Origin of the sequence: Maritimibacter sp. (genome assembly GCF_016774595.1) — a bacterium.
GTDB classification, from domain to species: domain Bacteria; phylum Pseudomonadota; class Alphaproteobacteria; order Rhodobacterales; family Rhodobacteraceae; genus Maritimibacter; species Maritimibacter alkaliphilus.
In genome coordinates this window covers 1,148,364-1,174,324 of sequence record NZ_JACBWT010000002.1, presented here as the reverse complement: position 1 = coordinate 1,174,324, position 25,961 = coordinate 1,148,364, and the positions used below count along the sequence as shown (strand labels likewise).

Annotated in this window: 28 protein-coding genes and 2 tRNA genes; 16 read left to right on the top strand and 14 right to left on the bottom strand. The window is 65.5% G+C overall.

Translation table 11 applies throughout. The features are described from left to right. Positions 1 to 25 precede the first annotated feature (25 nt). A complete protein-coding gene (locus HOY44_RS16855) occupies positions 26 to 3,472 on the top strand; it encodes a pyruvate carboxylase (protein WP_287436292.1) in 3,447 nt (1,148 codons plus the stop codon). Positions 3,473 to 3,500: 28 nt separating this feature from the next. Here the strand turns inward: HOY44_RS16855 and HOY44_RS16850 are convergent, their stop codons facing one another. Next, the gene (locus HOY44_RS16850; RefSeq protein ID WP_287436291.1) at positions 3,501 to 3,995 is read right to left on the bottom strand and encodes a P-loop nucleotide/nucleoside kinase family protein; all 495 of its coding nucleotides are present in this window, start codon (positions 3,993 to 3,995) and stop codon (positions 3,501 to 3,503) included. On the opposite strand from HOY44_RS16850, the gene HOY44_RS16845 reads away from it, so the two are divergent. After that, entirely contained in the window at positions 3,976 to 4,584 is a 609-nt protein-coding gene (locus HOY44_RS16845) for a DUF1801 domain-containing protein (protein ID WP_287436289.1), read from the top strand. The two genes, HOY44_RS16850 and HOY44_RS16845, sit on opposite strands and share 20 nt — an antisense overlap. 60 nt (positions 4,585 to 4,644) lie before the next feature. Here HOY44_RS16845 and HOY44_RS16840 read toward each other — a convergent pair whose 3' ends face one another. Further along, the gene (locus HOY44_RS16840) at positions 4,645 to 4,905 is read right to left on the bottom strand and encodes a hypothetical protein (RefSeq protein WP_287436287.1); all 261 of its coding nucleotides are present in this window, start codon (positions 4,903 to 4,905) and stop codon (positions 4,645 to 4,647) included. A gap of 256 nt (positions 4,906 to 5,161) precedes the next feature. Between HOY44_RS16840 and HOY44_RS16835 the strand changes: the two genes are divergently transcribed. Beyond that, positions 5,162 to 5,557: a rhodanese-like domain-containing protein gene (locus tag HOY44_RS16835; RefSeq protein ID WP_287436285.1), complete on the top strand. Its 396-nt coding sequence runs from the start codon at positions 5,162 to 5,164 to the stop codon at positions 5,555 to 5,557. Between the two features lie 16 nt (positions 5,558 to 5,573). Here the strand turns inward: HOY44_RS16835 and HOY44_RS16830 are convergent, their stop codons facing one another. After that, the gene (locus HOY44_RS16830; RefSeq protein ID WP_287436283.1) at positions 5,574 to 6,545 is read right to left on the bottom strand and encodes a hypothetical protein; all 972 of its coding nucleotides are present in this window, start codon (positions 6,543 to 6,545) and stop codon (positions 5,574 to 5,576) included. Between the two features lie 147 nt (positions 6,546 to 6,692). Here HOY44_RS16830 and HOY44_RS16825 point away from each other — a divergent pair, with 147 nt between their 5' ends. Then, positions 6,693 to 7,139 carry an SRPBCC family protein gene (locus tag HOY44_RS16825; protein WP_287436281.1) on the top strand — a complete coding sequence of 149 codons (447 nt, stop codon included), beginning with the start codon at positions 6,693 to 6,695 and terminating at the stop codon, positions 7,137 to 7,139. Here HOY44_RS16825 and HOY44_RS16820 read toward each other — a convergent pair. After that, on the bottom strand, positions 7,120 to 7,737 hold the full coding sequence (locus tag HOY44_RS16820; RefSeq protein WP_287436279.1) for a DUF2306 domain-containing protein: 618 nt from the start codon (positions 7,735 to 7,737) through the stop codon (positions 7,120 to 7,122). The genes HOY44_RS16825 and HOY44_RS16820 overlap by 20 nt on opposite strands. A gap of 81 nt (positions 7,738 to 7,818) precedes the next feature. Here HOY44_RS16820 and HOY44_RS16815 point away from each other — a divergent pair, with 81 nt between their 5' ends. Together HOY44_RS16815 and HOY44_RS16810 are read left to right on the top strand one after the other, a co-directional pair. Next, positions 7,819 to 8,406, top strand: coding sequence for a TetR/AcrR family transcriptional regulator (locus HOY44_RS16815; protein WP_287436277.1), 588 nt, complete (start codon positions 7,819 to 7,821; stop codon positions 8,404 to 8,406). 101 nt (positions 8,407 to 8,507) lie between these two features. Next, a tRNA-Gly gene (locus tag HOY44_RS16810) sits at positions 8,508 to 8,582 on the top strand. Positions 8,583 to 8,691: 109 nt separating this feature from the next. On the opposite strand, the gene HOY44_RS16805 is transcribed toward HOY44_RS16810, so the two are convergent. Beyond that, complete coding sequence (locus HOY44_RS16805) at positions 8,692 to 9,837, bottom strand: alpha-hydroxy acid oxidase (RefSeq protein ID WP_138424169.1); 1,146 nt, start codon at positions 9,835 to 9,837, stop codon at positions 8,692 to 8,694. A 237-nt stretch (positions 9,838 to 10,074) separates the two neighbouring features. Between HOY44_RS16805 and HOY44_RS16800 the strand changes: the two genes are divergently transcribed. Together HOY44_RS16800 and HOY44_RS16795 are read left to right on the top strand one after the other, a co-directional pair. Then, positions 10,075 to 11,592 carry a phospholipase D family protein gene (locus tag HOY44_RS16800; RefSeq protein WP_287436275.1) on the top strand — a complete coding sequence of 506 codons (1,518 nt, stop codon included), beginning with the start codon at positions 10,075 to 10,077 and terminating at the stop codon, positions 11,590 to 11,592. A 309-nt stretch (positions 11,593 to 11,901) separates the two neighbouring features. Beyond that, positions 11,902 to 13,563 carry a B12-binding domain-containing radical SAM protein gene (locus HOY44_RS16795; RefSeq protein WP_287436273.1) on the top strand — a complete coding sequence of 554 codons (1,662 nt, stop codon included), beginning with the start codon at positions 11,902 to 11,904 and terminating at the stop codon, positions 13,561 to 13,563. A gap of 15 nt (positions 13,564 to 13,578) precedes the next feature. Here HOY44_RS16795 and HOY44_RS16790 read toward each other — a convergent pair whose 3' ends face one another. From HOY44_RS16790 to HOY44_RS16780, 3 genes are read right to left on the bottom strand one after another with little or no spacing between them, the layout of a single operon-like run. After that, the gene (locus tag HOY44_RS16790) at positions 13,579 to 14,394 is read right to left on the bottom strand and encodes an arylamine N-acetyltransferase family protein (protein ID WP_287436271.1); all 816 of its coding nucleotides are present in this window, start codon (positions 14,392 to 14,394) and stop codon (positions 13,579 to 13,581) included. Beyond that, positions 14,394 to 15,839 carry a glutamine synthetase family protein gene (locus HOY44_RS16785; RefSeq protein WP_287436269.1) on the bottom strand — a complete coding sequence of 482 codons (1,446 nt, stop codon included), beginning with the start codon at positions 15,837 to 15,839 and terminating at the stop codon, positions 14,394 to 14,396. Before HOY44_RS16785 ends, HOY44_RS16790 begins: the two co-directional genes overlap by 1 nt. A 4-nt stretch (positions 15,840 to 15,843) precedes the next feature. Then, complete coding sequence (locus HOY44_RS16780) at positions 15,844 to 17,166, bottom strand: Rieske 2Fe-2S domain-containing protein (protein ID WP_287436267.1); 1,323 nt, start codon at positions 17,164 to 17,166, stop codon at positions 15,844 to 15,846. Positions 17,167 to 17,265: 99 nt separating this feature from the next. On the opposite strand from HOY44_RS16780, the gene HOY44_RS16775 reads away from it, so the two are divergent. Next, a complete protein-coding gene (locus HOY44_RS16775; RefSeq protein WP_287436265.1) occupies positions 17,266 to 18,234 on the top strand; it encodes a Kelch repeat-containing protein in 969 nt (322 codons plus the stop codon). A gap of 21 nt (positions 18,235 to 18,255) precedes the next feature. Here HOY44_RS16775 and HOY44_RS16770 read toward each other — a convergent pair. Beyond that, positions 18,256 to 18,339 (bottom strand) — tRNA-Tyr (locus HOY44_RS16770). 130 nt (positions 18,340 to 18,469) lie between these two features. Between HOY44_RS16770 and rlmB the strand changes: the two genes are divergently transcribed. From rlmB to HOY44_RS16750, 4 genes are all read left to right on the top strand, one after another. Continuing rightward, positions 18,470 to 19,273: a 23S rRNA (guanosine(2251)-2'-O)-methyltransferase RlmB gene (gene rlmB, locus HOY44_RS16765; RefSeq protein WP_287436263.1), complete on the top strand. Its 804-nt coding sequence runs from the start codon at positions 18,470 to 18,472 to the stop codon at positions 19,271 to 19,273. An 18-nt stretch (positions 19,274 to 19,291) separates the two neighbouring features. Further along, complete coding sequence (locus HOY44_RS16760) at positions 19,292 to 19,531, top strand: putative hemolysin (RefSeq protein WP_287436262.1); 240 nt, start codon at positions 19,292 to 19,294, stop codon at positions 19,529 to 19,531. A gap of 262 nt (positions 19,532 to 19,793) precedes the next feature. After that, a complete protein-coding gene (locus tag HOY44_RS16755) occupies positions 19,794 to 20,225 on the top strand; it encodes a CoA-binding protein (RefSeq protein ID WP_287436260.1) in 432 nt (143 codons plus the stop codon). Continuing rightward, complete coding sequence (locus tag HOY44_RS16750; RefSeq protein ID WP_287436258.1) at positions 20,218 to 21,009, top strand: class I SAM-dependent methyltransferase; 792 nt, start codon at positions 20,218 to 20,220, stop codon at positions 21,007 to 21,009. The genes HOY44_RS16755 and HOY44_RS16750 overlap by 8 nt, the downstream gene beginning before the upstream one ends. A gap of 87 nt (positions 21,010 to 21,096) precedes the next feature. On the opposite strand, the gene HOY44_RS16745 is transcribed toward HOY44_RS16750, so the two are convergent. Beyond that, complete coding sequence (locus HOY44_RS16745) at positions 21,097 to 21,405, bottom strand: phosphoribosyl-ATP diphosphatase (protein ID WP_287436255.1); 309 nt, start codon at positions 21,403 to 21,405, stop codon at positions 21,097 to 21,099. Continuing rightward, complete coding sequence (gene hisF, locus HOY44_RS16740) at positions 21,402 to 22,163, bottom strand: imidazole glycerol phosphate synthase subunit HisF (protein WP_138424181.1); 762 nt, start codon at positions 22,161 to 22,163, stop codon at positions 21,402 to 21,404. The genes HOY44_RS16745 and hisF overlap by 4 nt, the downstream gene beginning before the upstream one ends. 113 nt (positions 22,164 to 22,276) lie before the next feature. Here hisF and HOY44_RS16735 point away from each other — a divergent pair, with 113 nt between their 5' ends. After that, entirely contained in the window at positions 22,277 to 23,032 is a 756-nt protein-coding gene (locus HOY44_RS16735) for an SDR family NAD(P)-dependent oxidoreductase (RefSeq protein WP_287436253.1), read from the top strand. Positions 23,033 to 23,034: 2 nt separating this feature from the next. Here HOY44_RS16735 and HOY44_RS16730 read toward each other — a convergent pair whose 3' ends face one another. After that, positions 23,035 to 23,427, bottom strand: coding sequence for a cupin domain-containing protein (locus tag HOY44_RS16730; protein ID WP_287436252.1), 393 nt, complete (start codon positions 23,425 to 23,427; stop codon positions 23,035 to 23,037). 58 nt (positions 23,428 to 23,485) lie between these two features. After that, on the bottom strand, positions 23,486 to 24,208 hold the full coding sequence (gene hisA, locus HOY44_RS16725; RefSeq protein WP_008329778.1) for a 1-(5-phosphoribosyl)-5-[(5-phosphoribosylamino)methylideneamino]imidazole-4-carboxamide isomerase: 723 nt from the start codon (positions 24,206 to 24,208) through the stop codon (positions 23,486 to 23,488). A gap of 148 nt (positions 24,209 to 24,356) precedes the next feature. Here hisA and HOY44_RS16720 point away from each other — a divergent pair, with 148 nt between their 5' ends. Both HOY44_RS16720 and HOY44_RS16715 read left to right on the top strand, forming a co-directional pair. Next, entirely contained in the window at positions 24,357 to 24,755 is a 399-nt protein-coding gene (locus HOY44_RS16720) for a DUF2147 domain-containing protein (RefSeq protein WP_287436249.1), read from the top strand. 94 nt (positions 24,756 to 24,849) lie between these two features. Further along, a complete protein-coding gene (locus HOY44_RS16715; RefSeq protein WP_287436247.1) occupies positions 24,850 to 25,236 on the top strand; it encodes a DUF2147 domain-containing protein in 387 nt (128 codons plus the stop codon). 89 nt (positions 25,237 to 25,325) lie between these two features. Here HOY44_RS16715 and hisH read toward each other — a convergent pair whose 3' ends face one another. Continuing rightward, complete coding sequence (gene hisH, locus HOY44_RS16710) at positions 25,326 to 25,961, bottom strand: imidazole glycerol phosphate synthase subunit HisH (protein WP_287436245.1); 636 nt, start codon at positions 25,959 to 25,961, stop codon at positions 25,326 to 25,328.

Here is a 25,961-nt window from a genome sequence, read left to right as displayed (position 1 = left end):
CAAAATATTGGTCGGGGAGAAACGCATGGCCGACTTCAAGAAAATCCTCGTGGCGAACCGGGGTGAAATCGCGATCCGTATCCTTCGGGCGTGCAACGAGATGGGCAAGCGCACCGTTGCGGTCTATGCCGAAGAGGACAAGCTGGGCCTGCATCGCTTCAAGGCGGACGAGGCCTATAAGATCGGGGAAGGTCTGGGGCCGGTCGCGGCGTATCTGTCGATCCCCGAGATCATCCGCGTCGCCAAGGAAAGCGGCGCCGACGCGATCCATCCGGGCTATGGCCTTCTCTCCGAGAACCCCGAATTCGTCGACGCCTGCGACAAGGCGGGCATCGTGTTCATCGGCCCCAAGGCCGAGACCATGCGCAAGCTGGGCGACAAGGCCTCGGCCCGCAAAGTCGCCATCGAAGCGGGCGTGCCCGTCATCCCCGCGACCGAGGTGCTGGGCGACGACATGAAGGCCATCGCCAAGGAGGCCGAAGAGATCGGCTATCCCCTGATGCTCAAGGCGTCGTGGGGCGGCGGCGGGCGCGGGATGCGCCCCATCGAAGGCCGCGACGAGCTCGAGACCAAGATCAAGGAAGGGCGGCGCGAGGCCGAGGCGGCGTTCGGCAACGGCGAGGGCTATCTGGAAAAGATGATCACCCGCGCGCGCCATGTCGAGGTTCAGATCCTCGGCGACACGCACGGCAACATCTACCACCTGTGGGAGCGCGACTGCTCGGTCCAGCGCCGCAACCAGAAGGTCGTCGAACGCGCCCCCGCCCCCTACCTCTCCCCGGCCCAGCGCGAGGAAATCTGTAACCTCGGGCGCAAGATCTGCGAACACGTGAATTACGAATGCGCGGGCACGGTCGAGTTCCTGATGGATATGGAGACGGGCAAGTTCTACTTCATCGAAGTGAACCCCCGCGTGCAGGTCGAGCATACGGTGACCGAGGAGGTTACGGGCATCGACATCGTGCGCGCCCAGATCCTGATCGCGGAAGGCAAGACGCTGACCGAAGCGACAGGGGTGGCCAGCCAGTATGACGTGCAGCTTCAGGGCCACGCGCTGCAAACCCGGATCACCACGGAAGACCCTCAGAACAACTTCATTCCCGACTACGGCCGCCTGACCGCCTATCGCACCGCGACCGGCATGGGCATCCGTCTGGACGGCGGCACGGCCTATGCGGGGTCGGTCATCACGCGCTACTACGACTCGCTTCTGGTCAAGGTGACGGCCCACGGCCAGACGCCGGAACAGGCGATCAAGCGGATGGACCGGGCGCTGCGCGAGTTCCGTATTCGCGGCGTGTCGACCAACATCGACTTCGTCATCAACCTGCTGAAACACCCGGTGTTTCTGAACAACGAATACACCACCAAGTTCATCGACACGACACCGGAGCTGTTCCAGTTCAAGAAGCGGCGCGACCGGGCGACCAAGATCCTGACCTATATCGCGGACATCACCGTGAACGGTCACCCCGAGACCGAAGGGCGGCCCGAGCCGCGCTCGGACCTCAAGCCCCCGGTTCTGCCGACGCTCGCGAACGACACCCCGCCTGCGGGCAGCCGCACGCTGCTTGACGCAGAAGGGCCGGAGGCGGTCGCGAAGTGGATGAAAGAGCAGAAACAACTGCTCATCACCGACACGACGATGCGCGATGCGCACCAGTCGCTCTTGGCCACCCGGATGCGATCCATCGACATGATAAAGATCGCGCCCGCCTATGCCGCGAACCTGTCGCCACTCTTCAGCGTCGAATGCTGGGGCGGCGCGACCTTCGACGTGGCCTATCGCTTCTTGCAGGAATGTCCGTGGCAGCGCCTGCGCGACATTCGCGCCAAGATGCCCAACATCATGACGCAGATGCTACTGCGCGCCTCGAACGGCGTGGGTTACACCAACTACCCCGACAACGTGGTTCAGTTCTTCGTCAAGCAAGCCGCAGAGTCCGGTGTCGATGTGTTCCGCGTGTTCGACTCGCTCAACTGGGTCGAGAACATGCGGGTCGCGATGGATGCTGTGGGCGAAAGCGGCAAGGTGATCGAGGGGACGATCTGCTACACCGGCAACGTGCTCGACCCGGATCGCGCCAAATACGACATCAAATACTACGTCGACATGGCGAAGAAGCTCGAAAAGGCCGGCGCGCATGTGCTGGGGCTCAAGGACATGGCGGGGCTTTTGAAACCCGCCGCCGCCAAGGTGCTGATCCCGGCGCTGAAAGACGCCGTGGACCTGCCGATCCACTTCCACACCCATGACACGGCGGGCATCGCCTCGGGCACGATCCTTGCGGCCTCCGACGCAGGCGTCGATGCGGTCGATTGCGCGATGGACGCGCTGTCGGGCAACACCTCGCAGGCCACCCTCGGCACCGTGGTCGAGGCGCTCCAGTTCACCGAGCGTGACACCGGGCTGGATATCGGCGCGATCCGCGAAATCTCGAACTACTGGGAAGCGGTGCGCGGCCAATACGCGGCCTTCGAGTCCGGGCTTCAGGCTCCGGCGTCCGAAGTCTACCTGCACGAAATGCCCGGCGGACAGTTCACCAACCTCAAGGCGCAGGCGCGGTCTATGGGGCTGGAAGAACGCTGGCACGAGGTGGCGCAGGCCTATGCCGACGTGAACCAGTTGTTCGGGGACATCGTGAAGGTGACGCCTTCGTCGAAGGTCGTGGGCGACATGGCGCTGATGATGGTGAGCCAGGGCCTGACCCGAGAAGAGGTCGAAGACCCCAAGACCGACGTCAGCTTCCCCGACAGTGTGATCGACATGATGAAGGGCAACCTTGGCCAGCCGCCGGGGGGCTTCCCGAAAGGTATCGTCAAAAAGGTGCTCAAGGGCGACAAGCCCGACACCGACCGCCCCGGCAAGCATCTGGACCCCATCGACATCGAGGCAACCCGCGCCGAGGTGTCGAAGGAGCTTGAGGGCTTCAAGCTGGATGACGAGGACCTGAACGGATACCTCATGTATCCCAAGGTCTTCCTCGACTACATGGGCCGCCACCGGACCTATGGACCGGTCCGCACCCTGCCGACCCTGACCTATTTCTACGGCATGGAACCGGGCGACGAGATCGAGGCCGAGATCGACCCCGGCAAGACGCTGGTGATCCGCATGAGCGCGGTGGGCGAGACCAACGAAGAAGGCGAGGCCAAGGTGTTCTTCGAGTTGAACGGCCAGCCGCGCACGATCCGCGTGGCCGACCGGTCGGCCAAGGCGACGCAGGCGGCGCGGCCCAAGGCGGACGCGGCCAACCCGCTCCACCTCGGCGCACCGATGCCGGGCGTGGTGGCGAGTGTTGCCGTGCAGGCGGGGGCCAAGGTCAAGCAGGGCGACCTGCTGCTGACCATCGAAGCCATGAAGATGGAGACGGGGATTCACGCCGAAAAGGCAGCAGTGGTGAAAGCCGTCCACGTCACCCCCGGCGCCCAGATCGACGCCAAGGACCTGCTGGTCGAATACGAGGAATGACGGGTTGGGGCGCGCGTCGCCCCGGCCCTCACGCGTTCACGTGGCGCACCACCTCGAACCCCTCGTCCTCGGACGGGGGGACGAAATGCTTGGTGAGCCTGTCGAACTGGTCCTCCGTCACCGCGAAAGGGTGATCGCCGCCCGCATTGCGCGCCCGAAGCCGCGCCTTGGCGACGTCGTCCGGCACGTCGAGTAGATGCATCTGATGCCTCGCGCCCGACGCGTCGATCATCTCGCGCATCCAGCGGCGCGTTTCGACCGTGTTTGCGGGGAAGTCGAGCACAACGGACGTGCCTGACCTCAGCAGCGCGCCCACGTGCGGCGCCATTGCCGCGCGCAGCTTGGCGGCGCAGCGGACATAATCGGCCAAAGTCGTCATCTCGTCACCGAACAGCGCGAAAAGCCACGCATCCTCGGCGATGACAAGGGTGTTCGGAGCCTTGCCCAACCGGGCGGCGAGCGTGGATTTGCCGGACGCGGCCTTGCCGCACAGCAGGTGCAACATGGGTGTGGAACGGGTCATGGGATACCTCGTTAGGTGTTCGGAATGGTGGGATTACACGGAAAGCCCGGTCGATCAGACCGGGTTCGTAATTCGCGACAGGGTCGCGACCCAACAGTTCAGAACCGAAGTATTCATGCCCTACCCTTGGCATGCCCATGCCGCGAAGTCCATCTCGACCGTGCGGGCTGGCGCCACACGCGCATCCCCCGTAGTCTCGCGGCAGGCGAAGGAGAGGGCGATGGCGGGCAAGGCCGAAACCGACGACATGCAGGCTCTGGCGCAACGGCTCGTCGCCATCATTCACGCCGCCCTGCCCGACGCGACGCTCGGCCAGAAGTGGAACGCGCCCAGTTTCGCGATGGCGGGACGCGACCTCATAACGCTGAACCTGCCGCCCAAGGGCGGTCAGGTGCGCGTGATCTTTCATCGTGGCGCGAAGGCGAAAGACACCGACACCGGCGCCCGGCTGAGCGACGAACCCGAAGGCCGGCTGACCTGGCCCTCGGACCAGCGCGCCATCGCTTGTTTCAAGCTTGGAGAGGACATCGACGGCGACTGGCTGTCCCGCGTCTGTCAGAATTGGGTGCGCGCCGCCGCTTTGGGGTGACCGACAAGGCGCCTTGGCAGGGTCGGCGGAGCGCCATGGCGCTCCGTCGGTTGGTGACCATCAGCAGTTCTTGCCGCCTTGGCATTGGTTCCCGGAATTTCCGGGATCGTTGTCCCGGCCACCGGTTTCGCCATTGGTGGTCGAGGTCCAGGATCCGTTGTTTCTCTGGCGCTCGCCGCCGTTGCCGTTACCGGAATTGGTGTTCCGGTTCTGATCGACTTGCGCCGCCTTTTCCTCCGACCAGTTGGCGCTGTCGGCGACCACGGCAAAAGGTGCCGTGACAAGTGCAGCCACGGCAATAGAAATGAGAGTTTTTCTCATTGTAGTTCCCCCGATGTTTGAAAGCGCAAGATCCCTTGCACGAAACAATCATATCACAAATTGCGCAATGATGCAAAAATGAGCACTTTATGACAAGCCAGTGGGACGCGCAACGCAATATATCGTCACGCATCTCGCTTCCGGCCCAAAATACGCCTCGGACTGCGTTATGGGTCCGTCTCATTTGATCTTTCGATATTCCTTGTGACTCACCCAAGGCTGGCGCAGTTTTACCTCGCTTGAGACAGGGGGAGATATGGCGAAACTCACGAAAACCGCCGCGCAACTGGTGGAAGAGGCCCGCGCCCGGATCGATGAGGTCGAGGCATCGGACCTGATCGCGGCCATGGACGACCCGGACACGGTGATCGTGGACATCCGCGATGTGCGTGAGCTGCAAAAGGTGGGGCGCATCCCCGGTTCGGTCCACGCCCCGCGCGGGATGCTGGAGTTCTGGGTCGACCCCGACAGCCCCTATTACCGCGACGTCTTCGGACAGGAGGGCAAACGCTATGTGCTGCACTGCGCCTCCGGCTGGCGCTCGGCCCTCGCCGCTGCGGCGCTTGAGGACATGGGGTTCGCCTGCGCGCACCTGAAGGGCGGCTTCACGGCGTGGAAAGCGGCGGACGGTCCGGTCGAGGACAAAGGCTGACCGGACCCGTGCGACCCTAGCCGAGGTCGGCGGTCGCCACCTCGGTCGTTTCGAAATACAGGCGATAGGTGCGGGGCGCACCGGACCCGAGGAAATAGAACGTGCGATCCGTCTCGCCACTCGTCCCCTCGCCCGACCAGTTCTCGGTGTTGGACACGTCGTTACCAATCGTCCCGCGCCGATCCTGCCCCATGGGCACCAGCGGCAGGCCCTCGGGCCCGACAAGCTGAAAGGTTTCGGTCTGGAAATAGGCGGCATTGTTGCCCTCTTCCTGATCGACGAGCGTGTTCTGCTTGGGATTGATCGTGACCGACACCGCCACGATCTGCCCCATCGTCGGTTTCACCACGCCGTTCACGACCCGGCCCCGGCTTTCGCGGGAGGTCGCCACCTCGTCCATCACCGACAGGCTGTCGATGGTCACGTCCCACAGCGTCGCCGCGGCCGGCAAGTCCCCGACCGGGCCTGACAGGTCGATCGGCACCTCCAGCTGCGGCTCGTCGTCCTTGCCGATGAGCAGCACCGCCTCGGTCGCGTCCGAAGGCACCGTCCAGAGACCGCTCAACACCGCGTCCTTGTCTTCGTCGGGCCATTTGCGCGGGCGCGACTGGCTGAGGTTCGGTGGCCGGATTTCGACCGCCGGATACCAGTTGATATGCCCCCACGGGCGCAGCCACGCGTCGGGGTCGTCCACACCGGGCAGCTTCAGCGCCTGCGCCTGTGAGCCGGAGTAGGACACGCGGTCGACCTCTTCGGACCAGGCCACGTCGAAGACGACCTTGATATAGACGAAATCCTCGGCCTCACCGCTCACCAGCATCTCGGGCGCACAGCAGATCGAGCCTGCGTTGACGTCGGAATGCAGCACCGTGTCGAGTTTCAGAACCTCGACGGACAGCGGCGACAGCGGCGGCGGCGCGGCGTCCTGTGCGGTTACGGGGGTGGCGGCAAGCGCGAGCGCCGCCAAGGGCGCGAAACGGCAGATCATGGAACGTCTCCGATACTAATACTTTGGGTCCAATATCCCAAAAGGGCCGCAGCGCGCGCATCAAGTCAAGCACTACCGTCGTCACCCTGCCCGTTGACACCCGACGGGACGCAACAGACGGTTGGGCAAAGAGCGAAAGGAACGGCGATGGTGCGCCCTGTCGATGTGAGTGTGGAGCGCGTGATCCGCGCGGCAAGGGCCGATGTGGCCGGGTTCGCCGCCGACATGGGGAATGCGCCGCGCTGGTATCGCAACATCAAATCCGTCGAGTGGCGCACCGACCCCTCGACCGACCCGGGTGCACGTGCCGCCTTCGTCGCCGAGTTCATGGGGCGGCGCATCGCCTATACCTATGAAATCCGCGAACATCTGCACGGCGAACGGCTCGTCATGTCGACCGAGGAAGGCCCCTTCCCCATGCAGACGATCTATGAATGGTCGGATGCCCCGAAGGGCACGCATATGCGGCTGACCAATCGCGGGTTTCCCAGTGGGTTCAAGGCGGTGCTGATGCCGGTGATGGCGCTGGCGATGCGTCGGGCGATGACGCAGGACCTGACCCAACTGGACAAGGTCATGCGGTCGCGGCCCTGACGCGCAGGCGGCGCGGACGGCGCAGCAGCCACTCCGCGACCAGAAGGTTCGGCACCCACGACCCCCAGGCGAGGATCTCGATCGCCTCGACATATGTCAGACCGGCGATGGTGAGCACGACCAGTTCCAGCCGAAGCGTCACCGCCGCGAAGGTCAGCGCGAAAGAGCGTGTCATCCAGCGGCGATGCGCGTCGATGTCGCGCTTCCGTGCGCGCGAGATGCCGATTGCCGTGGTGCCCAGCCACAGGATTGCGAGCAACCCGAAGCCCAGCGACGCCAACGGGCCACCATTGGACACCGGTGCCATGACCAGCGCGCCGATGGCGGCGATCAAGATCGCCACGCCATAGACCCGCCCCGTCCAGCGGTGCAGCGCGGGCCGGCGCGACCGAAGGCGCGGCATAAGCTGGAACGTCGCCGCCGCGAGCGCGATCGGGGCGGCGACCACATGGGCCAGAAACGCGAGCCGGACCGTGTCGATGTGGACGGCCATATCCGGAAACGCCGCGCGCAGCCCCAGCCCGAAGAAGCGATAGGAGGCGAAAGCGATGGAGACCGTCAGAACGGTCGCGAAAATGAGCAGCAGGCGGCGAGTCATGTCGGTATCCTCAAATAAACTTTACACCGTCAAGTTCTGCGATTTGCTTGACGCTGTCAAGTTTGGTGATACGGTGCCCCTATGCCGACGAAAAAACCCCATCATCACGGGAACTTGCGGGCTGCGCTGATCCAGGCGGGGCTGGACCTGATCCAATCCGAGGGGCCGGATGCCCTGTCGATTCGCAAGGTCGCCGCGATGGCCGGGGTCAGCCACGCCGCCCCGGCCCACCACTTCCCGTCGCTCGCCCACCTGCGCACCGCCGTCGTGGCCGAAGGCTACCGACGTTTCACCGCCTCGATGGAAGCCGCCATCGCGGAAGCGGATGGAACACCGCGCGACGTGGTCTTGGCGGCCTGTCTTGGATACCTGCGGTTCGCCTGGGCCTACAGCGGGGTCTTCAGCCTAATGTTCGGGCCGAACGTCCACGGTCACGACGACCCGGACCTGCGCGACGCGTCCGACGCCGCCTATGGCGTCCTCGTGCGGATTTGCGCCCCCTTCGCGAAGGACGACGCGGTCCAGACCGAGCTGACGGTCTGGTCGCTCGTCCACGGGTACGCGAGCCTCGCGGTTGCGGGCAATCGAAGGTTGGTGCCAAGCGAGGCCGCCGAGGCGGTCTTTCGCGGCATGTTCGCCAAGCTCGATCTCGGCGCGGCCGAAGCGTGACACCTCGCCCAAAACGCGGTGGCCAAAAAAATTTGCAATCCGCGCGATTTTGCCCTTGCAGGTCCGAGCACTGTTTTATACATCACCGCTCACCACAGGATGCGGGCGTAGCTCAGGGGTAGAGCATAACCTTGCCAAGGTTAGGGTCGGGCGTTCGAATCGCCTCGCCCGCTCCAAGTGGACCCTCTTTCGAGGATGACGGAAAAGCCGCCTTCGGGCGGCTTTTTTCGTTTTCCGGTAACGCTATGGCGGGGGCCGGTCACCCGGCACCCGCATGGGGCCCCTCTAGCGCCAGCGCAGGTTGTCGCGGCTCAGGTCCGCCACCTTGGCCGCCCCCATCAGGCGCATGTCGCGCTCCACCTCGTCCCTGAGCAAACCGACCATCCGTTCGACCCCGGCCTGCCCGGCTGCCGCGAGCGGAAACAGGTAGCCGCGCCCGATCCCGACCGCCTTGGCGCCCATGCTCAGGGCCTTGACGATATGGGTGCCGCGCTGAACCCCGCTGTCCATGATGACGTCCAGCTTGTCGCCGACCGCATCCACCACCTCGGCCAGCCCATCGAATGGCGCGCGCGAGCCGTCGAGTTGTCGTCCGCCGTGGTTCGACAGGATCACCGCGTCGCACCCGACCTCGGCGGCCCGTGCCGCATCCTCGGGGTGGATGATCCCCTTGAGGCAGAACTTGCCGCCCCATTCCTCGACCATCTCGGCCAGATCGTCCCAGTTCATCGTCGGGTCCAACATCTCGGTGAAATAGCGCCCGATCGACAGGGTGCCGCCGCCCATGTCGACGTGTTCGTCGAGTTGCGGCAGGCTGAATTTCTCGTGCGTGACGTAGTTGATGCCCCAGGCGGGTTTCATCGCGAACTGCGCCATGCCGCCCAGCGTCAGCCGGAACGGGATCGAAAAGCCGGTGCGCTTGTCACGCTCGCGGTTGCCCCCGGTGATGGAATCGACGGTCAGCATCATCACGTCCACCCCCGCCTCTTTCGCGCGCTGCATCATCGCGCGGTTCAGGCCCCGGTCACGGTGGAAGTAGAATTGATAGACCTGCGGCGTCTTGTGCTTGCGCCGAAGCTCCTCCAGCGACGTGGTGCCCAGCGACGACACCCCGAACATCGTCCCGTATTTCTCGGCCGCCGCCGCCACGGCCCGCTCGCCCCGGTGATGGAACAGCCGTTGGAGCGCCGTGGGCGACAGGTAGAACGGCAAGGCGAGCTTCTGTCCCATGATCTCGACCGATAGGTCGATCTCGTCGGTTCCGCGCAACACCTTGGGCAAAAGATCGACCTGATCGAAACTGTCCGAGTTGCGCCGATACGTGACCTCGTCATCCGCCGCGCCGTCGATGTAGTTGAAGATCGGTCCCGGCAGGCGGCGCTTGGCCAGAGTACGGAAATCGTGAAAGTTATGACAATCCTTGAGCCTCATGGGTCCTCCTGCCAGTGTGTCGGAGGATGCATGCCTCCGTCCCTTGGGTCCGGGGCGACTTAACAGACATCCCGAGGCCAAAGGAATAGGCCAATCCCGCGCATCTGCCGCGCGGCCCGATATCGGCGCCGGATTCTTCGGTCGGACAGGGAACCCGCACAGGGCGGCGGGGCTTTCCACTGTATGTTCGACACTGACACGCAAAGCCCCCGTGACCCGGACCAAGGAGCGCATGACATGCAGACCGAAACGGCGCAGGTCCTGATCACCGCGTCCGAAGCCTATCCGGCTTTCGAGCGCATGGTGTTGAACGCGCGGCGCGACGTGTGGATTTCGATGCGGATCTTCGACCCGACGACGCACCTATACAGCGACGAGGCCAAGGCGGTGGGCGAAACGTGGTCGGACCTCTTGCGGCACAAGCTGGATGAGGGCGTGCGCTTCACGATCATCATCACCGACTTCGATCCGGTCGCCCGGCCCGATCTGCACGAGCTGTCGTGGCGGTGTCGCGACGATTGCCTCGCCGCCGCCGAGGCGTCGCGCAATCCCGACCTGCTGGACATCGACGTGCACATGCATCCGGCCCGCGTCGGCTGGGCGCATCGCGTCCTGTTCATGCCGGTGACCCGCCGGAAACTGCGCGACGAATGCAACCGCCTGACCGGGATGGACCGGGAGGAGTGCGACACCGTGCTCGCCCACCGCCCCCGGTTCCGCCAAATGATCCGCAGCCGGGCCGGGAAGATGTGGCCGCGTCTCTGGCCGCCCGCCCCGCTCGTGCCGGCCACCCATCATCAGAAGATGGCAGTCGCCGACGGACGTGTGCTCTACGTCGGCGGGCTGGACCTGAACCCGCGCCGCTACGACGACAAACATCACCGCCGCGCGCCCGAAAAGACGTGGCACGATGTGCAACTGATCGTCACCGGCGAAGTGGCCAAGGCCGGGCTTCGGCACTTGCGGGAGTTTCGCGCGGTCACGGCGGGCGAAGTGCAGCCCTCCGCGTTCGGCGGCGTTCTGCGCACGCTGTCCTGCGACGTTCCCGGCGGGCGGCGACTGGCGCCGCATGAGGTTCTGCGCGAGTTGGAAGAGGCCCATCTCAGGCTGATCCGCACGGCGAAACGGTACATCTTCATCGAGACGCAATTCCTGCGTTCGACACCGATCACCGACGCGCTGGTGACGGCCGCCGCCGCTCAACCCGATCTGCAACTCGTCGTTCTGTTGCCCGCCGCGCCCGAGGATGTGGCGTTCGACAGCAGCGACGACATGGACGCCAAATACGGCGAGCAACTGCAAAGCACCGCCGTCGAGCGCCTGCGCGACGCCTTCGGCGACCGCGTGTTCTTCGGCGCGCCCGCGCAACCGCGCCGGATGCAAACCGACGGGCGCGACACGCATTACGACGCCCCGATCATCTATATCCACGCCAAGGTGATGGTGATCGACGACCGCGCGGCGATCGTGTCGTCGGCCAACCTGAACGGCCGCTCGATGCGGTGGGACAGCGAAACGGGCATCGAACTGGCGGAACCGGGACGTGCGGAACAGGTGTTTTCGCGCTGCTGCGACCACTGGTTCCCGGACGGCGCGCCGGGCGACCTGACCCGCGCCGCGACATGGACCCGGGCCGCGCAGGACAACGCGAAACGCGCACCGGAAGACCGTAAACACTTTATACTGCCCTATGATGTGGAGCCTGCCGAAAAAATGGGCGAACCCTTGCCGGGGGTGCCGGAAGAGATGGTCTGACGGGCGACGGGGACGCGGATAGAGGTCGTTCCCTCCCTGACGCCAAGATAGCCGACCCGACGCAAGCCTCTGATTTCCCTAAGGTAATCTCGACATGGGCACGCGCCATCCCCGACGACCAAGGCGGGACGTGTGCCCTTGCCTGATGCGACCCACGCCGCGACGCGCTAGCCCCGAATTGCCCCATAAAACCAGCCGTCACGCGAATTTGCCGACGCGCCCCAAGAAATGAATCCGGAAAAAACGGGTTTCAGGTTACGCTTTACCAAAGGCCAGCAATTTCAAACGCAACGGATATGGGAGCACGTCATGGCTGACCCAACGCCGAAGGTCCTATTGGTTTACCCGAAGTTTTCGAACGTCTCGTTCTGGAATTTCCTCGAGACCTGCGAACTCACCAATGCGAAATACCCGGCCCCGCCGCTGGGCCTTATCACGGTCGCGGCGATGCTGCCGGGCGACTGGCCCGTGCGTCTTGTGGACACCAACACCGAGGAATTGACCGACGACCAGATCGACTGGGCCGATATCGTCATGTTCTCCGGCATGATCTCGCAACAGCGCCACCTTCTGAACGAGGCCGCCCGGTGCAAGGCACGCGGCAAGGTCACCGTGGTCGGCGGACCGGATGTCAGTTCCCACCCGGAAATGTATGCCGACGTCGATATTCGCGTCATCGGCGAGGCGGAGGGCGTGCTGGACGAGGTCATCGCCGCGCTGCGCTCCGGCATCCGGTCCGGCGAATTCCGCGCGCCGCTTCATACCGTCGACGTCACCACGACACCGATCCCGCGCTACGACCTGCTCGACCTCGACGACTACCTGATGATCAACGTCCAATTGTCGCGCGGCTGCCCGTTCCTGTGCGAATTCTGTGACATTATCGAGCTGTTCGGGCGCAAACCGCGCACCAAGATGGAAGACCAGATCCTGAGCGAACTCGACCGGCTCTACGAGATGGGCTACCGGGGCCACGTCGATTTCGTGGACGACAACCTGATCGGCAACAAGAAGTCCGTGAAGGCGTTTTTGCCCAAGCTGGTCGAATGGCAGCGCGCGCACGGGTTTCCGTTCGAGTTTTCCACCGAAGCCTCGCTCAACCTCGCCGATGACCACGAGTTTCTGGGACTGATGCGCGACGCGGGCTTCTTCACCACCTTCGTCGGCATCGAAAGCCCGGACCCCGACGTGCTGGTCGCGATGAAGAAAAAGCAGAACACCAAACGCGACATCGCCAAGTCGATTCATACCATCCAGAGCTACGGGATTTTCGTGATCGCCGGGTTCATCGTGGGCTTCGACAACGAAAGCGAACATGCGGCCCAAGGCATGATCGAATTGATCGAGGAGGCGTCGATCCCGGTCGCCATGGTCGGGCTTCTGACCGCCCTGCCCAACACGCAGCTACAGCGCCGGCTCGAAGCCGAGGGGCGGCTCGACCCGATGTTCGGCGTGCTCGAAAAGGACGACGACGGGGATCAGTGCGTCTCGGGCCTGAACTTCCAGACCCTGCGCCCGCGCAAGGATATTCTTGGCGAATACTACACGGTCGTCGACACCATCATGGCGCCTGAGAGCTTTTTCCAGCGCGTGCGCAACATGGTCGACCTTCTCGACCCGTCCGGTCCGTCGGGCGATCTGAGCCGGAAGATGATCGTCAAGGATGCCAAGCATCTGATGACCTTCTTCTGGAACGCAACGACGAAGCGCCCCGATCTGCGCGGGCATTACTGGCGGCTGCTGGCCTATGTGCTGCGCAAGAAACCCCGCGCGATCAAGCACGCGCTCTACTGCGCCGCGCTCTATGCCCACCTTGGGCCGTTCAGCGAATACGTGAAGCGCGAGATGAAGGACCAGATCGCCTTTTGCGAAAAGCACCCCGACGCGAATGCGACGGAAGTCTATCGTCGTCGCATGGGCGAAGGCAGCTTCGGCACCGAAGACACCAAAGAGCTTACGGCCGCAGAATAGAGAATCGCATTTGTTTCAACGAGATACGGGCGCGCCTTCAACCTTCTTCCAGATCGCGTCCAGCTCATCTGCGGTCAGGTCGAGCGTGAACTCGTCGCGCAGGACCGAGGCGAGGTCATCTGCATCCGCGATCATCCGCGTGTCCAGATCCGGGGGCAGCCCGCGCGAAAACGCCCGGTTGAACAGGGTCACGCGGCCCCCCGGCCCATGGAACGAGGCCATGAGGTTCGCGGGAAACGGCGCTTTGTCCCAGCACGCCGTCACCACGTTCGCCGCCTCGATATCCACGGGGCGCACCGGGTAGTCGTCGAAGCCCCAGAGCGAAACCCAGTCCGCCCCTGCCAGACGCTCGATCACCGTCTCGCCGCTCGCGGCGTCCGCACGGAACCGATAGCGCCCGTTCGGCGCTTCGTGGTCCACGTCGAAGCGAAGCGCGAGCGGGACGAGCGGGCTATGCCCCCCGAAGCCCACGTCGGTCAGCCAGGTCTCGCCGTCGATATCGACCAGATGCGCCTGATGCGTGCGCGCCCCACCTTCGGGCGCCCCGTTGCGCACGCGCCCCAGGAGCGGCGTGATGTCATAGCAGAGCGCGCGCAGGGCACCGGCGTAGAGCCCGTTGTGCTCGAAACAGTAGCCACCGCGCCGGCGCGTCACCATCTTGTCGAACAGATCCTCGGGCGCGAGAGACGGCACCTTGCCCAGCAGCGGTTCGGTGTTCTCGAACGGCACATGGGTCATATGCGCGCGGTGCAGCCGGAACAGCCCTTCGCGCCCCGAACCGGGGTTCGGCAATTCGAGCCGGGCGAGATAGGCGGTAAGGTCGAAATCCATCAGAACAGCCGGAAATATTCGGCCTGCTCCCACTCCGACACGGCGGCGAGATAGCGGGACCATTCGGCCCGCTTGAGCGTCAGCAAATGTGCGACCGTCTCGGCCCCGAGCGCATCGGCATAGAGATCCGAGGCCGCGAAGGCGGCGATCGCGTCGCCCAACGACGCGGGCAGCGGCTCCGGCCCTTCGCCATAGGGCCGTTCCACCGGGGCGGGCGGGGTCAGGTCGCCCTCGATCCCGGCGAGGCCGCTGATGATCTGCGACGCGAACAGAAGGTAAGGGTTCGCCGCCGGGTCCGCGACGCGGTTCTCGATCCGGCTGGCCGGATCGCCCGGCGCGACAAGCGCGCGCAGCATGGTCCCCCGGTTGTCCATCCCCCAAGCGATGCGGTCGGGTGCGAGTTGGAATTGCGTGTAGCGTTTGTAGCCGTTGACGGTGGGCGTGGTCAGAACACAGCTTTCGCCCGCATGGGCCAAGAGCCCCGCGACCCACTGACCTGCAAGGTCGTTCAAGCCGTTGGTATCGCTTGTGAAAAGGTTCACGCCCCTCTCAGCGGATACGAGTGACTGATGCACGTGCCAGCCCGAAGCGGCGGCGTTGTCGACCCTTGGACGGCACATGAAGGTCGCATGCTTACCATCTGCGGCGCAGACCTCTTTCACCAAGGTGCGGAACATGACCATGGCATCGGCCTGCGTGACCGGATCGGCGGGGTCGAAGGTGAACTCGAACTGGCTTGGTCCCATCTCGACCTCGGTCGAGCGGACCGGAAGGCCGATCTCGTCCGCCGCACGGCGCAGGCGGTCCATCAGGGGTTCGAGCTGGGCATAGACGGTTTCGGTCAGGAACTGGTAGCCGGGGGCCAACGTGCGCGTGTCTGGCGGCGCGGGCGGCATCGTGGTGTCGGCATGGTTCAGACGCGGGTCCACCACGTCGAACACGTGAAACTCGACTTCCAGCCCGATCCGCATCTCGATCCCGCGTTCTGCGAGCCGCGCCACCTGACGGCGCAGGATCGCACGCGGATCGAACGGCACCTCGGCCCCGTCACCCCTACGGACGTCGCACAGGAGCCAGCCGGAATGCGGTGACCACGGCAGACGCCGGAAGGTGGCCACATCCGGCACCAAGAGCACATCCGCCGCCCCGGCCATGGGCACGTCATCCCCAGACCAGACCGGAAAGGCGGTCCGCCCCGACGTGTCTTTGAGCAACAGCGTCGAGGGCACCTTCATCCCATCCGCCAGCACCGACCCCAGCGCCCGCACCGCGATCGCCTTGCCGCGCAGCACGCCATGCGGATCGGTGAACAGCACGCGCACCGTTTCAAGGCCTTCGGCCCGCACATGCGCCAGAAGTTCGGCCCCCGCCGCCGCTTGGTCGTCGCTAAGAAGCCCAAGCCGCGCCAGCGCGCCCGAGGCGATCCTGTCCCTGTCCGCGCTCACCCGTTCACCCGACCTTCGCGTCCCAACCCGTGCAGGCCGCACGGCGTGCCGCATCGCCTTCGGTATAGGCGCGCACCCAATCCCCATCGTTCGAGATCGTGTCGTTCGCAAGCGGCCCGGTCAGCGCGGCAACATCCGTGCCGTTCTTCATCGGCAGAGCGTCCTCGTTCCCCTCTTCAAGCGCCTTGATCGCCGCGCGCAGCCGCCGCCGGTTCGCGATGATCGCCTTGTCGGTCTTGCCGAGGTGTTCCTTGGTCCGGTCCTGAATGCGCCCCATCGATTCCACCGCCCACTGGTCGTGCACGTTGATGTCGAGGCCCATGCCGGTATAGGTCAGCCGATCCTGCTCGTCCGCGTTGTAGCCATACTGATTGCGCTTGTTCTTGAGCGGTGCGTAGTCGGGCAGCCGATGCTCGGCCAGACGCTGCTCGCGCATCAGCTCCTTGTTCACCGGGTCACCGAAGCTCGTGAACATCGAGTACCAGTAACAGGTCTCGTCATCGACGGGGACGTGCCACTGGGTGATAATCATCTCGCGGCTCATCGGGATCGTGATCGCCTCGGGGAAAATCTGGTTCGTCACCCGCACATGGGTGCGCCCGTCGTCCAGATGGCGCAGCGCGATGACTCGCATTCCATAGTCCGTTTCCTCGACCTCGATCTCGGGGCGCGGGTAGTCGCGCAGAAGCTGGGTCATCGGGATCTCGGTATTCGCCGCCTTGTCGCGGAACTGTTTACCGTAGCCGTCGGACGGGTCTTCGTCCTCCAGAAACCGATGCAGGAACGAAGCGTGCGCGGGGTCGATGCCCACTTCAAGCGCCTGAAGCCAGTTACACTCCCATAGCCCCTTGAAGGCAAAAACATGGCTGTCGGGCGCCCGGAAACAGTCAAAGTTCGGGAACGGCGGCGGAACGCCCGGCCCCATGTAGGCAAAAACGATTCCGTTCCGTTCTTCAACGGGATAGGAGGTGGTCTTGATGTTCTCATGCATCTTCGAGCCTTCCGGCTCGCCGGGTTGGTCGACGCATTGCCCGGTCCGGTCGAAGTGCCAGCCGTGGAACGGGCAGCGCAGCCCGTTGTCCTCGAGCCGCCCGTAACACAGGTCCGACCCACGATGCGGACAGTGCCGGTCGATCAGGCCCAACTCGCCCTCGGAATCGCGAAACAGGACCAGTTCCTCGCCCAGAAGCGTGACGGGCACCACGGGCCGCTTGCCCGCCAACTCGTCGCTCAGCGCGGCAGGCTGCCAATACCGGCGCAGCACCTCGCCCGCAGGCGTTCCCGGCCCGACTCGCGTGATGGTGTCGTTGAGTTGCTGGCTTATCATGGTGCCTCCCTGCCGATCGTTCGCGGCGCAATGGTTACAGGGTTTGACCGGAAGGACAAATGCTTTGACCATGGCAGCACGCAGCGGGAGGGTTCGCGAATGTGGAAAGCCTTGGTCGTCGCCTGTGCCACCTGGCCGGGCGCAGCCCTTGCCGATTGGGTGCCGGTCGCGCCGATGCCCGCGCCGGCGCAGGAAATCTATGGCGACACGCATGACGGCCTGTTCTACACGCTCGGCGGCTTCGACGACCGGGGCCGCCCGACCGACGCCGCGCGGGCTTACGATCCGCTGGCGGATGCGTGGCGCGACCTGCCGCCCCTTCCCGCGCCGCGCCACCATGTCGGCGTATCGGTCGTCGGCGACACGCTGTTCGCGCTCGGCGGGTTTCAGGGTGTTCCGCCGGTCTGGGCGGCGGTGGACGAGGTTCTGGCCTTCGACCTGACGGAGGGTGCGTGGCGGGATGCGCCGCCCCTGCCCGTGCCGCGCGGCGAGCATGTGAGCGCGGTGGTCGGCGGCAAGATCCACGTGATCGGCGGGCGGGTTCCCCGGCGCGACGGGGCGGATCGGTTCGAACACCACGCCGACACCGCCCGGATGGACGTCTTCGACCCTGTCGCGGGCCGGTGGACACGCGGGCCGGATGCCCCCACGGCCCGCAACAGCGCCGCAGGCGGCGTGATAGACGGGCGCATCCATGTGGTCGGCGGGCGACAGTTCGGCGCGGACGGCCAAATCCGCAATGTCGCTATGCACGAGGTATTCGACCCCGCCACGGGCGCATGGGACACCCGTGCGCCGATGCCCGAGGCACAAGGCGGCCTGTCCGCCGCCGTCTTGAACGGAAAGCTTTATGCGTTCGGCGGCGAGGTCTTCGTCCCACGCCCGAGCGTGTTCGCCGAAAGCTGGGTCTACGACCCCGACACCGACACCTGGTCGCCCCTGCCCGATCTGCGAACGCCCCGCCACGGCACGACCGCCGCCGCCCTGGACGGCGCGCTTTTCGTCTTCGGCGGCGCAACGGTCGCGGGCTTCGGCGCGGTCGCGACGGTCGAGCGGCTGGAACCGTAGCGGCATTTCGATGTGGGGGAGTGGTGGGCGACCCTGGAATCGAACCAGGCATGGGTCTCCCCGGCGGAGTTACAGTCCGCTGCCGCACCTTGCAGCTCGTCGCCCGAACCGGGGTTGCCCCCGGCGCGTGGGGGGCTGATTACCTGTGCGCCCCTGACCCGTCAAGCCGAAAATCCCTTGCACTCGGCCCCGGTGGCTGCGCATTGTCCGGGCCTGTCGAAACAGGGGTGCGCGCGTGTCGAAGAAACCGAAATGGGTGGTCGAAAAAGAGAAGTCCAAGAGGGCTGCGGCGGCGGAAACCGTATGGCTTTTCGGTCTGCATGCGGTGCGCGACGCGCTGGTGAACCCGCGCCGCGACAAACTGCGACTCGTCGTCACCAAAAACGCTGCCGACAAGTTGGCCGACGCCATCGCCACGGGCGGGATCGAGCCCGAAGTGGCGGACCCGCGCAAGTTTCCCGTTCCGCTCGACCCCGGTTCGGTCCATCAGGGTGCCGCGCTCGAAGTCAAACCGCTCGACTGGGGCCGGCTGGAGGAAGTCTGCATGGGGGACGGCGACCGGCCGCCCGTCGTCGTCCTGCTCGACCGCGTGACCGATCCGCACAACGTGGGCGCGATCCTGCGCTCGGCCGAGGTGTTCGGTGCCCGCGCCGTGATCGGCACCAAGCACCATTCGGCACCCGAAACCGGCGCTCTCGCCAAGACCGCATCCGGCGCGCTCGAACGGCAGCCTTATCTGCGCGTCACGAACCTCGCCGACGCGATGGGGACGCTCAAGGACATGGGCTACACCGTTCTGGGCCTTGCCGGAGAAGCCGATGACGACATCGCCGACGCGCTCGCCCCGCTTTCGGGACACGCCGTCGCTCTGGTGATGGGGGCCGAGGGGCCGGGGCTGCGCCAGAAAACCCGTGAAACCTGCAATGCGCTGGTGAAAATCCCCTTCGCCGCCGAGTTCGGATCGCTGAACGTGTCCAACGCCGCCGCCGTCTCGCTCTATGCCGTCACGCGGGCACAGGGCGTTGCGCCACGGCCCTGATCGGCGCAGACTGCCCTCATGACCATCCCGCGTTTCCTGGCCCTCGCGGCCCTGCCCGTCACGCTCGCCGCCTGCGCGCCGCAGACGGACGAGGCCCCGCTCGTCGATATGGCGAACCCCGCTTCGGTTCATTGCGGCAGTATCGGCGGCGAGACCGTCATCAAGGACGGGCCGGACGGTCAGACCGGCTATTGCCGCCTTCCAGATGGGCAAATGGTCGATGAATGGGCACTCTATCGGGACGCGCAGACCGGCTGACCGCGAAGGGTCGGCCAATTCCCGCCGAATGCTCCCATCCTTTCACAGATTCTTTATTCACCCTTTTTCTGCGGTGGGCGCATCATATGTGTCATGGCGAGACCGGGTGGTGGAACGCCCGCAATCTCACTTCACTGTCCCTCGTTCCACAAACTGCGCCCGGGTCCCCTTCCGGGCGCTTTTTTTTGGCCCCGCAGCGCCATCGCGCCGCCGCGACCGAATGACCGCTTTCCTCCAACTCCGCTTGGGATACTGTCGCGCCATGACACAGAGCTATTCAGACGAATTCATCTCCCGCATCCTGACAGACACCAAGACCATCGCCGTCGTCGGCTGGTCGCCGAACGAGGCCCGCCCGTCGAACCGGGTCGCCCGGTTTCTGTCCGCCAAGGGCTACCGCGTGATCCCGGTGAACCCCGGTCAGGCCGGGCAGGAGGCGCTTGGCGAAACGGTCGTCGCCTCGCTCTCCGACATTCCCCGCGACTGGCCCGTCGACATGGTCGACATCTTCCGCCGCTCGGACGCCGTTGGGCCGGTGGTGGACGAGGCGCTCGAGGCGCTCCCCGCCCTCAAATTCATCTGGATGCAGCTGGGCGTGGTGAACGAAGATGCCGCCGCCGCCGCCCGCGCGGCAGGGATCGACGTGGTGATGGACCGCTGCCCCGCCATCGAATACCCGCGCCTCCTTGGCTGATCGGCTGGCGCCGGGCGACCTGTTCGTCACGACGCGCAAGAAACCGGACCCGGACGAGGTGGCCGACGCGCAAGGGATCGCGCACCGCTTCGCCCTGCCCTTCGCCGAACGCGCGGGCCGCTCCATCGCCCATCATGCGCGTGAAACCGGGCGCCCGGTGGGGCTGGTGGTCAAGCGTGAGGCGATCACCGTCGTTCGGGGCAGCCGCCGCTTGGGATTTCACCCCAATCTCGCCGCCCGCCGCGCGGGCGATGCGGGCCGTACCGACCATTTCATCGCCTCGTCCGGGATCGGACCCGGCGACCATGTGCTCGACTGCACCTGCGGCATGGGCGCGGACGCGATCGTCGCTGCGCAGACGGTCGGCCCCGCGGGCCGCGTCGTCGCGCTCGAGGCAGACCCGATCCTCGCCCTCATCGTCGCACGCGGCCTTGCCCGATATGACGCGGCGCCGGCCCTGATCCCCGCCATGCGCCGAATCGAACACGTCGCCGCCCACGCCGAGACGTTCCTCGCGGCCCAGCCCGACAACAGTTTCGACGTCGTCGCGCTGGACCCGATGTTCGCTTGGCCGCAGGACGGCGCGCATGGGCTCGACCTCGTCCGTCTTTTTGCGTCCGACTGGTCGCCCAGCCCAGCAACCATAAAACACGCCGCCCGCGTCGCCCGCCGCGCGGTCGTCATGGCCGACGGCGCCCCCGGCCCACGCCTCACCGCGCTCGCCGTCCCGATCGTCAGCCGCGACCGCCGCCGCTGGTGGGGCCGGATCGACTGCACGTCCTGATCTTCTTCGTTTTTCAAATACTTCGGAGAGCGCGAGAGGCTGGCCTCTCGCACGGGTCGGGGTGGGCGCAAGCCCGGCCCGATCCGTCTACCGCGATGCCTTTTCGGCAATCCCCGACGTGCCTTCCCGGCGATCGAGCTCCGCCAGCACATCCCCGAACGGCACATCGCGGGCGGCCAGCATGACGAGCAGATGGTAAAGCACATCCGCCGCCTCGGAGGTCAGCTTTTCCCGGTCGCCCTTCACCGCCTCGATGATCGCCTCGACCGCCTCTTCCCCGAATTTCTCGGCGCATTTTTCCGGCCCGCGGGCCAGCAATGCGGCGGTCCAGCTGTCGCGCGGGTTCACGCCCCGGCGTTTCTCGATGGTTTCGGCAAGTCGGTCCAGCGCGCTCATTCGATCCTCATGGGGATGCCCGCGGCGGCCATGTGCTCCTTGGCCTCGCGGATGGTGAAATCACCGAAGTGAAAGATCGACGCGGCCAGCACGGCGCTCGCCCCGCCTTCCGTCACGCCCTCGACGAGATGGTCGAGCGTGCCGACGCCGCCCGAGGCGATGACCGGCACGTCCACCGCATCCGAAATGGCGCGGGTGAGCGGCAGGTTGAAGCCCGCGCGCGTGCCGTCGCGGTCCATCGAGGTGAGCAGGATTTCCCCGGCCCCCTTCGCGACAACCGTCTTCGCGAATTCGACCGCGTCGATGCCGGTCGGTTTGCGCCCGCCGTGGGTGAAGATCTCCCACCCGCCGCCCGCGACCGTCTTGGCGTCGATGGCGCAGACGATGCATTGCGAACCGAAGCGTTCGGCGGCCTCGGCGATCACGTCGGGGTTGGCCACGGCGGCGGAGTTGAAGCTGACCTTGTCGGCCCCCGCGAGCAAAAGCGCGCGCACGTCCTCATGCGTGCGCACCCCGCCACCCACGGTCAACGGCATGAAGCACTGCTCGGCCGTGCGCCGGACCAGATCGAACATCGTCCCCCGGTTCTCATGCGTCGCGTGAATGTCGAGAAAGCACAACTCGTCCGCCCCAGCGGCGTCATAGGCCTTGGCGGCCTCCACCGGGTCGCCCGCGTCCCGCAGATCGACGAAATTGACGCCCTTGACCACGCGGCCATCGGCCACGTCGAGGCAAGGTATGATGCGGGTCTTGAGCATGTGCCCTCCGGGGATCGTCGCGGTCGGAATAGACGGTTTGCCCCGGCTTTGCCAGTGGCGGCTTGCGCCCGCGCGCGCCCCACGTCAGGGTCCGCGCAAAGGGAGGACGGCTGATGGACAACTTCGCGACATATCCCTCGCTCGCCGGGCGCGCCGTGGTGGTCACGGGCGGGGCCAGCGGGATCGGGGCCGAGATCGTGCGGGGCTTCGCCGCCCAAGGGGCCAAAGCGGGCTTCATCGACCGCGACCGCGACGCCGGACTGGCGCTCGCAGGCGAACTCGGCGCAAACGTCACCTTTGCCGAGGCCGACCTCACCGACATCGATGCGCTCCGCGCTGCCATCGCCACGCTCGAGGCCGCGAACGGCCCCGCCCGCGTGCTGGTCAACAACGCCGCGCGCGACGATCGGCATGACTGGCGCGACGTGACCCCCGAATACTGGGACGAGCGGATGGAGACCAACCTGCGCCACGCCTTCTTCGCCATTCAGGCGGTCGCCCCCGGCATGGCGGCGGCGGGTGGCGGCAGCATTGTGAACATGGGCTCCAACTCCTGGCACGAAACCGTCGGCAACTTTCCGGCCTACGCGACTGCCAAGGCCGGGATCGAAGGGCTCACGCGCACGATGGCGCGCGACCTTGGCCCGGATGGCATCCGCGTGAACACGGTCGTGCCCGGCTGGATCATGACCGAGCGGCAGAAGACACTCTGGCTCACCCCCGAAGGCGAGGCCAAGCACCGCGAAGCACAATGTCTGCCCGAGATGATCGACCCGGTCTGGGTCGCGCGCATGGTCCTGTTCCTCGCCTCGGAGGACAGCCGGATGTGCACGGCGGGCGCCTATCCCGTCACCGCAGGCTCGATGTAGCCTCAGCCCGCATCCGGGTCATAAAGGTCGGTCTGAATCCATTCACCGTTCAGATGAATGTCCATGGTGTAAAGCGGCCCCGGCCCGATGTTCTTGAACTTATGCGGCGTATTGGCGGGGGCCATGGCCACGTCTCCCTCGCCTGCCTCAAACGTCTCGTCCCCGACGGTGAACATCGCCCTGCCGGACTTCACCACGAAGATCTCGTCGTAAGGATGGACGTGCAGGACGGGGCCGGACCCGACTTCGTCGAACCGGGCGAAGAGGACGAAAGTATCTGTGCCCAACGCCTCGGACGACACGCTGCCGGACCACGGGCCGTTACGATGCGCACCGTCCCCGGCGCGGATCAGGACGGGCGGGCGATTTGGCGCACGGGTGGCTTTCGTCGACATGGCATCCTCCTCTCCCCGCAGATTATGGGTCGGGCCGCGCCGTGCCAGCGAAAAAGCGTCAGGCCTTCAGAACCGCGAGCGCCTCGGCCAGATCAATGGCGCCGTCGTAGAGCGCGCGGCCCGAAATCGCGCCGTTCAGCGGCGCACCGCAGGACTTGAGCGCGCGCAGATCGTCGAGCGACGAGACGCCGCCGGACGCGATCACCGGGATCGACACGGCATTGCCCAGCGCGGCGGTGGCTTCGACGTTCGGGCCCTGCATCGCCCCGTCCCGGTTGATGTCGGTATAGATGATCGCGGCAACGCCCGCGTCCTCGAAAGACTTGGCGAGGTCGGTGACCTCGACATCCGTCTCCTCGGCCCAGCCTTTCGTCGCGACCTTGCCGCCGCGCGCGTCGATGCCCACGGCCACCTTGCCGGGAAACGCGCGCGCCGCGTCGCGCACCAGATCGGGGTTTTCCACGGCGACCGTGCCGAGGATCACGCGCGACAGACCCTTGTCGATCCATGTCTCGATGGTCGCCATGTCGCGGATGCCGCCGCCCAGTTGCGCGGGCACCGAGATCGCGGACAGGATCGCTTCGACCGCCGCCGCGTTGACCGGCGCGCCCGCGAAAGCGCCGTTCAGATCGACCAGATGTATCCACTCGCACCCCGCCGCTTCGAACGCCTTGGCCTGCGCCGCCGGGTCGTCGTTGAACACCGTCGCGGCCTCCATCTCGCCGCGCAACAGGCGCACGCACTGGCCGTCTTTGAGGTCGATGGCGGGATAGAGGATCATGGCGGCTCCGGGTCGCTGGAAGGGTCAGATTGATCTGGGGGCATTAAACATGCGTAGCCCCCAACGACAAGACAGGCGGAACATCCGCGCCGAACCGTTCGTTCGGCACACATTGGGGCGGCAGACATTGCTACAGAGGACGGACAACATGAATACGCATTTCCTGAAACCGCTCGCCACCGCCGCGGCCCTCGCCCTGTCGGGCGGCGCCGCCCATGCCGACACCGGGTTGTCCGGCACATGGCGCACAGCCACCTATAACGGCGACTATGCCTTCGTCCGCTTCGGCCCCTGCTCGGGCAAGATCTGCGGCGTCGTGACCCGCACCTTCGGCCCCGACGGCGAGATCGAGGGCGGATCGCTTGGCAAGACCATCGTGATCAACATGGAGCCGGTCGGCGGCGGCCAGTTCGAAGGCGGGCGCATCCGCAGGCCCGACACCGGGCAATCCGCGCCACTGAAGCTCAAGGTCAACGGCGGCACCATGACCGTGTCGGCCTGTCTCGGCCCGCTCTGCCGCAATGAGACGTGGAACCGCGTGCAATAAGCGGCGCGCCGCCGGCACGATCGAGAGTTGGCTTCACGTCAATGTTGTATTGGCGTGAGACTTCATGGACGATGCCCGAAACAGGGAGGATTCCATGAATAAACTCGCACTCGCCGCCGCGTTCGCCGTGATAGGTCTGCCCGCACTGGCCCAGGATGCCGCCTTCGGCATCTGGAAAACCCAGATCGACGACGGCGCCTATGCCCATGTGACGATGAAGCAATGCGGCCAGAAGGTCTGCGGTTTTATCACGCGCACGTTCAACTCGTCCGGCGAATACCAGTCGCCCAACATCGGCAAGCCCATCGTCATCAACATGGAGCCGAAGGGGGGTGGCGCCTATGAAGGCAGCGTGTGGCGCCCGTCCAACGACAAGATCTACATCGGCAAGATGCAGGTGAACGGCAACGCGCTGTCGCTCAAGGGCTGTGTCGCGGGCGGCCTTCTGTGTGCCAACCAGAACTGGACCCGCATCCAGTGATGTCGCCGCGGGCTTGCGCCCGCGCCGATCCGTTGGGGGAGGCCAGCCTCCCCCAAACCCCCTCCCAGGTATTTTCGGACCAGAGAAGGTCAGGGGCGCCAATCGAGGAAATTGGCGATGAGCATCAGCCCGATGGCCTGTGATTTTTCCGGGTGGAACTGGGTGCCGACCATGTTGTCGCGGCCGACGATGGCCGTGATCTCTTCGCCGTAATCGCAATAGGCCAGCCGGTGCGCCGGGTCCGCCACGCGGAAGTGGTAGGAATGGACGAAATAGGCGTGATCGCCCGTCCCGATCCCGTCCAGCACCGGGTGGGGGTTGTCGATCACCAGATCGTTCCAGCCCATGTGCGGCACCTTCTTGTCCGATCCCGGCTCGATATGCACCACGTCGCCGCCGATCCAGTCGAACCCGTCCGTCTCGGAATACTCAAGCCCGCGGGTCGCCAGCATCTGCATTCCAATGCAGATACCCATGAAGGGCACGCCGCGCTCGAACACCGCGCGCTCCATCGCCTCATAGATGCCGCGATGGTCAAAAAGCGCCTGTTTGCAGGCTGGAAAGGCCCCGTCGCCGGGCAATACGATCCGGTCCGCCGATGCGACGAGATGCGGGTCCGAGGTGACGATGACGTCCCCCGCCCCCACCTCGCGCGCCATGCGCTGAAACGCCTTTTCGGCGGAGTGCAGGTTGCCGCTTTCGTAGTCGATCAGGGCCGTGACCAC

Excerpts from the sequence above, each read along its gene's own strand:
- HOY44_RS16855 (WP_287436292.1), top strand. The coding sequence starts at position 26 with ATGGCCGACTTCAAGAAAATCCTCGTGGCGAACCGGGGTGAAATCGCG.
- HOY44_RS16845 (WP_287436289.1), top strand. The coding sequence starts at position 3,976 with ATGGGTGTGGAACGGGTCATGGGATACCTCGTTAGGTGTTCGGAATGG.
- HOY44_RS16850 (WP_287436291.1), bottom strand. The coding sequence starts at position 3,995 with ATGACCCGTTCCACACCCATGTTGCACCTGCTGTGCGGCAAGGCCGCG.
- HOY44_RS16840 (WP_287436287.1), bottom strand. The coding sequence starts at position 4,905 with ATGAGAAAAACTCTCATTTCTATTGCCGTGGCTGCACTTGTCACGGCA.
- HOY44_RS16835 (WP_287436285.1), top strand. The coding sequence starts at position 5,162 with ATGGCGAAACTCACGAAAACCGCCGCGCAACTGGTGGAAGAGGCCCGC.
- HOY44_RS16830 (WP_287436283.1), bottom strand. The coding sequence starts at position 6,545 with ATGATCTGCCGTTTCGCGCCCTTGGCGGCGCTCGCGCTTGCCGCCACC.
- HOY44_RS16825 (WP_287436281.1), top strand. The coding sequence starts at position 6,693 with ATGGTGCGCCCTGTCGATGTGAGTGTGGAGCGCGTGATCCGCGCGGCA.
- HOY44_RS16820 (WP_287436279.1), bottom strand. The coding sequence starts at position 7,737 with ATGACTCGCCGCCTGCTGCTCATTTTCGCGACCGTTCTGACGGTCTCC.
- HOY44_RS16815 (WP_287436277.1), top strand. The coding sequence starts at position 7,819 with ATGCCGACGAAAAAACCCCATCATCACGGGAACTTGCGGGCTGCGCTG.
- HOY44_RS16805 (WP_138424169.1), bottom strand. The coding sequence starts at position 9,837 with ATGAGGCTCAAGGATTGTCATAACTTTCACGATTTCCGTACTCTGGCC.
- HOY44_RS16800 (WP_287436275.1), top strand. The coding sequence starts at position 10,075 with ATGCAGACCGAAACGGCGCAGGTCCTGATCACCGCGTCCGAAGCCTAT.
- HOY44_RS16795 (WP_287436273.1), top strand. The coding sequence starts at position 11,902 with ATGGCTGACCCAACGCCGAAGGTCCTATTGGTTTACCCGAAGTTTTCG.
- HOY44_RS16790 (WP_287436271.1), bottom strand. The coding sequence starts at position 14,394 with ATGGATTTCGACCTTACCGCCTATCTCGCCCGGCTCGAATTGCCGAAC.
- HOY44_RS16780 (WP_287436267.1), bottom strand. The coding sequence starts at position 17,166 with ATGATAAGCCAGCAACTCAACGACACCATCACGCGAGTCGGGCCGGGA.
- HOY44_RS16775 (WP_287436265.1), top strand. The coding sequence starts at position 17,266 with ATGTGGAAAGCCTTGGTCGTCGCCTGTGCCACCTGGCCGGGCGCAGCC.
- HOY44_RS16760 (WP_287436262.1), top strand. The coding sequence starts at position 19,292 with ATGACCATCCCGCGTTTCCTGGCCCTCGCGGCCCTGCCCGTCACGCTC.
- HOY44_RS16755 (WP_287436260.1), top strand. The coding sequence starts at position 19,794 with ATGACACAGAGCTATTCAGACGAATTCATCTCCCGCATCCTGACAGAC.
- HOY44_RS16745 (WP_287436255.1), bottom strand. The coding sequence starts at position 21,405 with ATGAGCGCGCTGGACCGACTTGCCGAAACCATCGAGAAACGCCGGGGC.
- hisF (WP_138424181.1), bottom strand. The coding sequence starts at position 22,163 with ATGCTCAAGACCCGCATCATACCTTGCCTCGACGTGGCCGATGGCCGC.
- HOY44_RS16735 (WP_287436253.1), top strand. The coding sequence starts at position 22,277 with ATGGACAACTTCGCGACATATCCCTCGCTCGCCGGGCGCGCCGTGGTG.
- HOY44_RS16730 (WP_287436252.1), bottom strand. The coding sequence starts at position 23,427 with ATGTCGACGAAAGCCACCCGTGCGCCAAATCGCCCGCCCGTCCTGATC.
- hisA (WP_008329778.1), bottom strand. The coding sequence starts at position 24,208 with ATGATCCTCTATCCCGCCATCGACCTCAAAGACGGCCAGTGCGTGCGC.
- HOY44_RS16720 (WP_287436249.1), top strand. The coding sequence starts at position 24,357 with ATGAATACGCATTTCCTGAAACCGCTCGCCACCGCCGCGGCCCTCGCC.
- HOY44_RS16715 (WP_287436247.1), top strand. The coding sequence starts at position 24,850 with ATGAATAAACTCGCACTCGCCGCCGCGTTCGCCGTGATAGGTCTGCCC.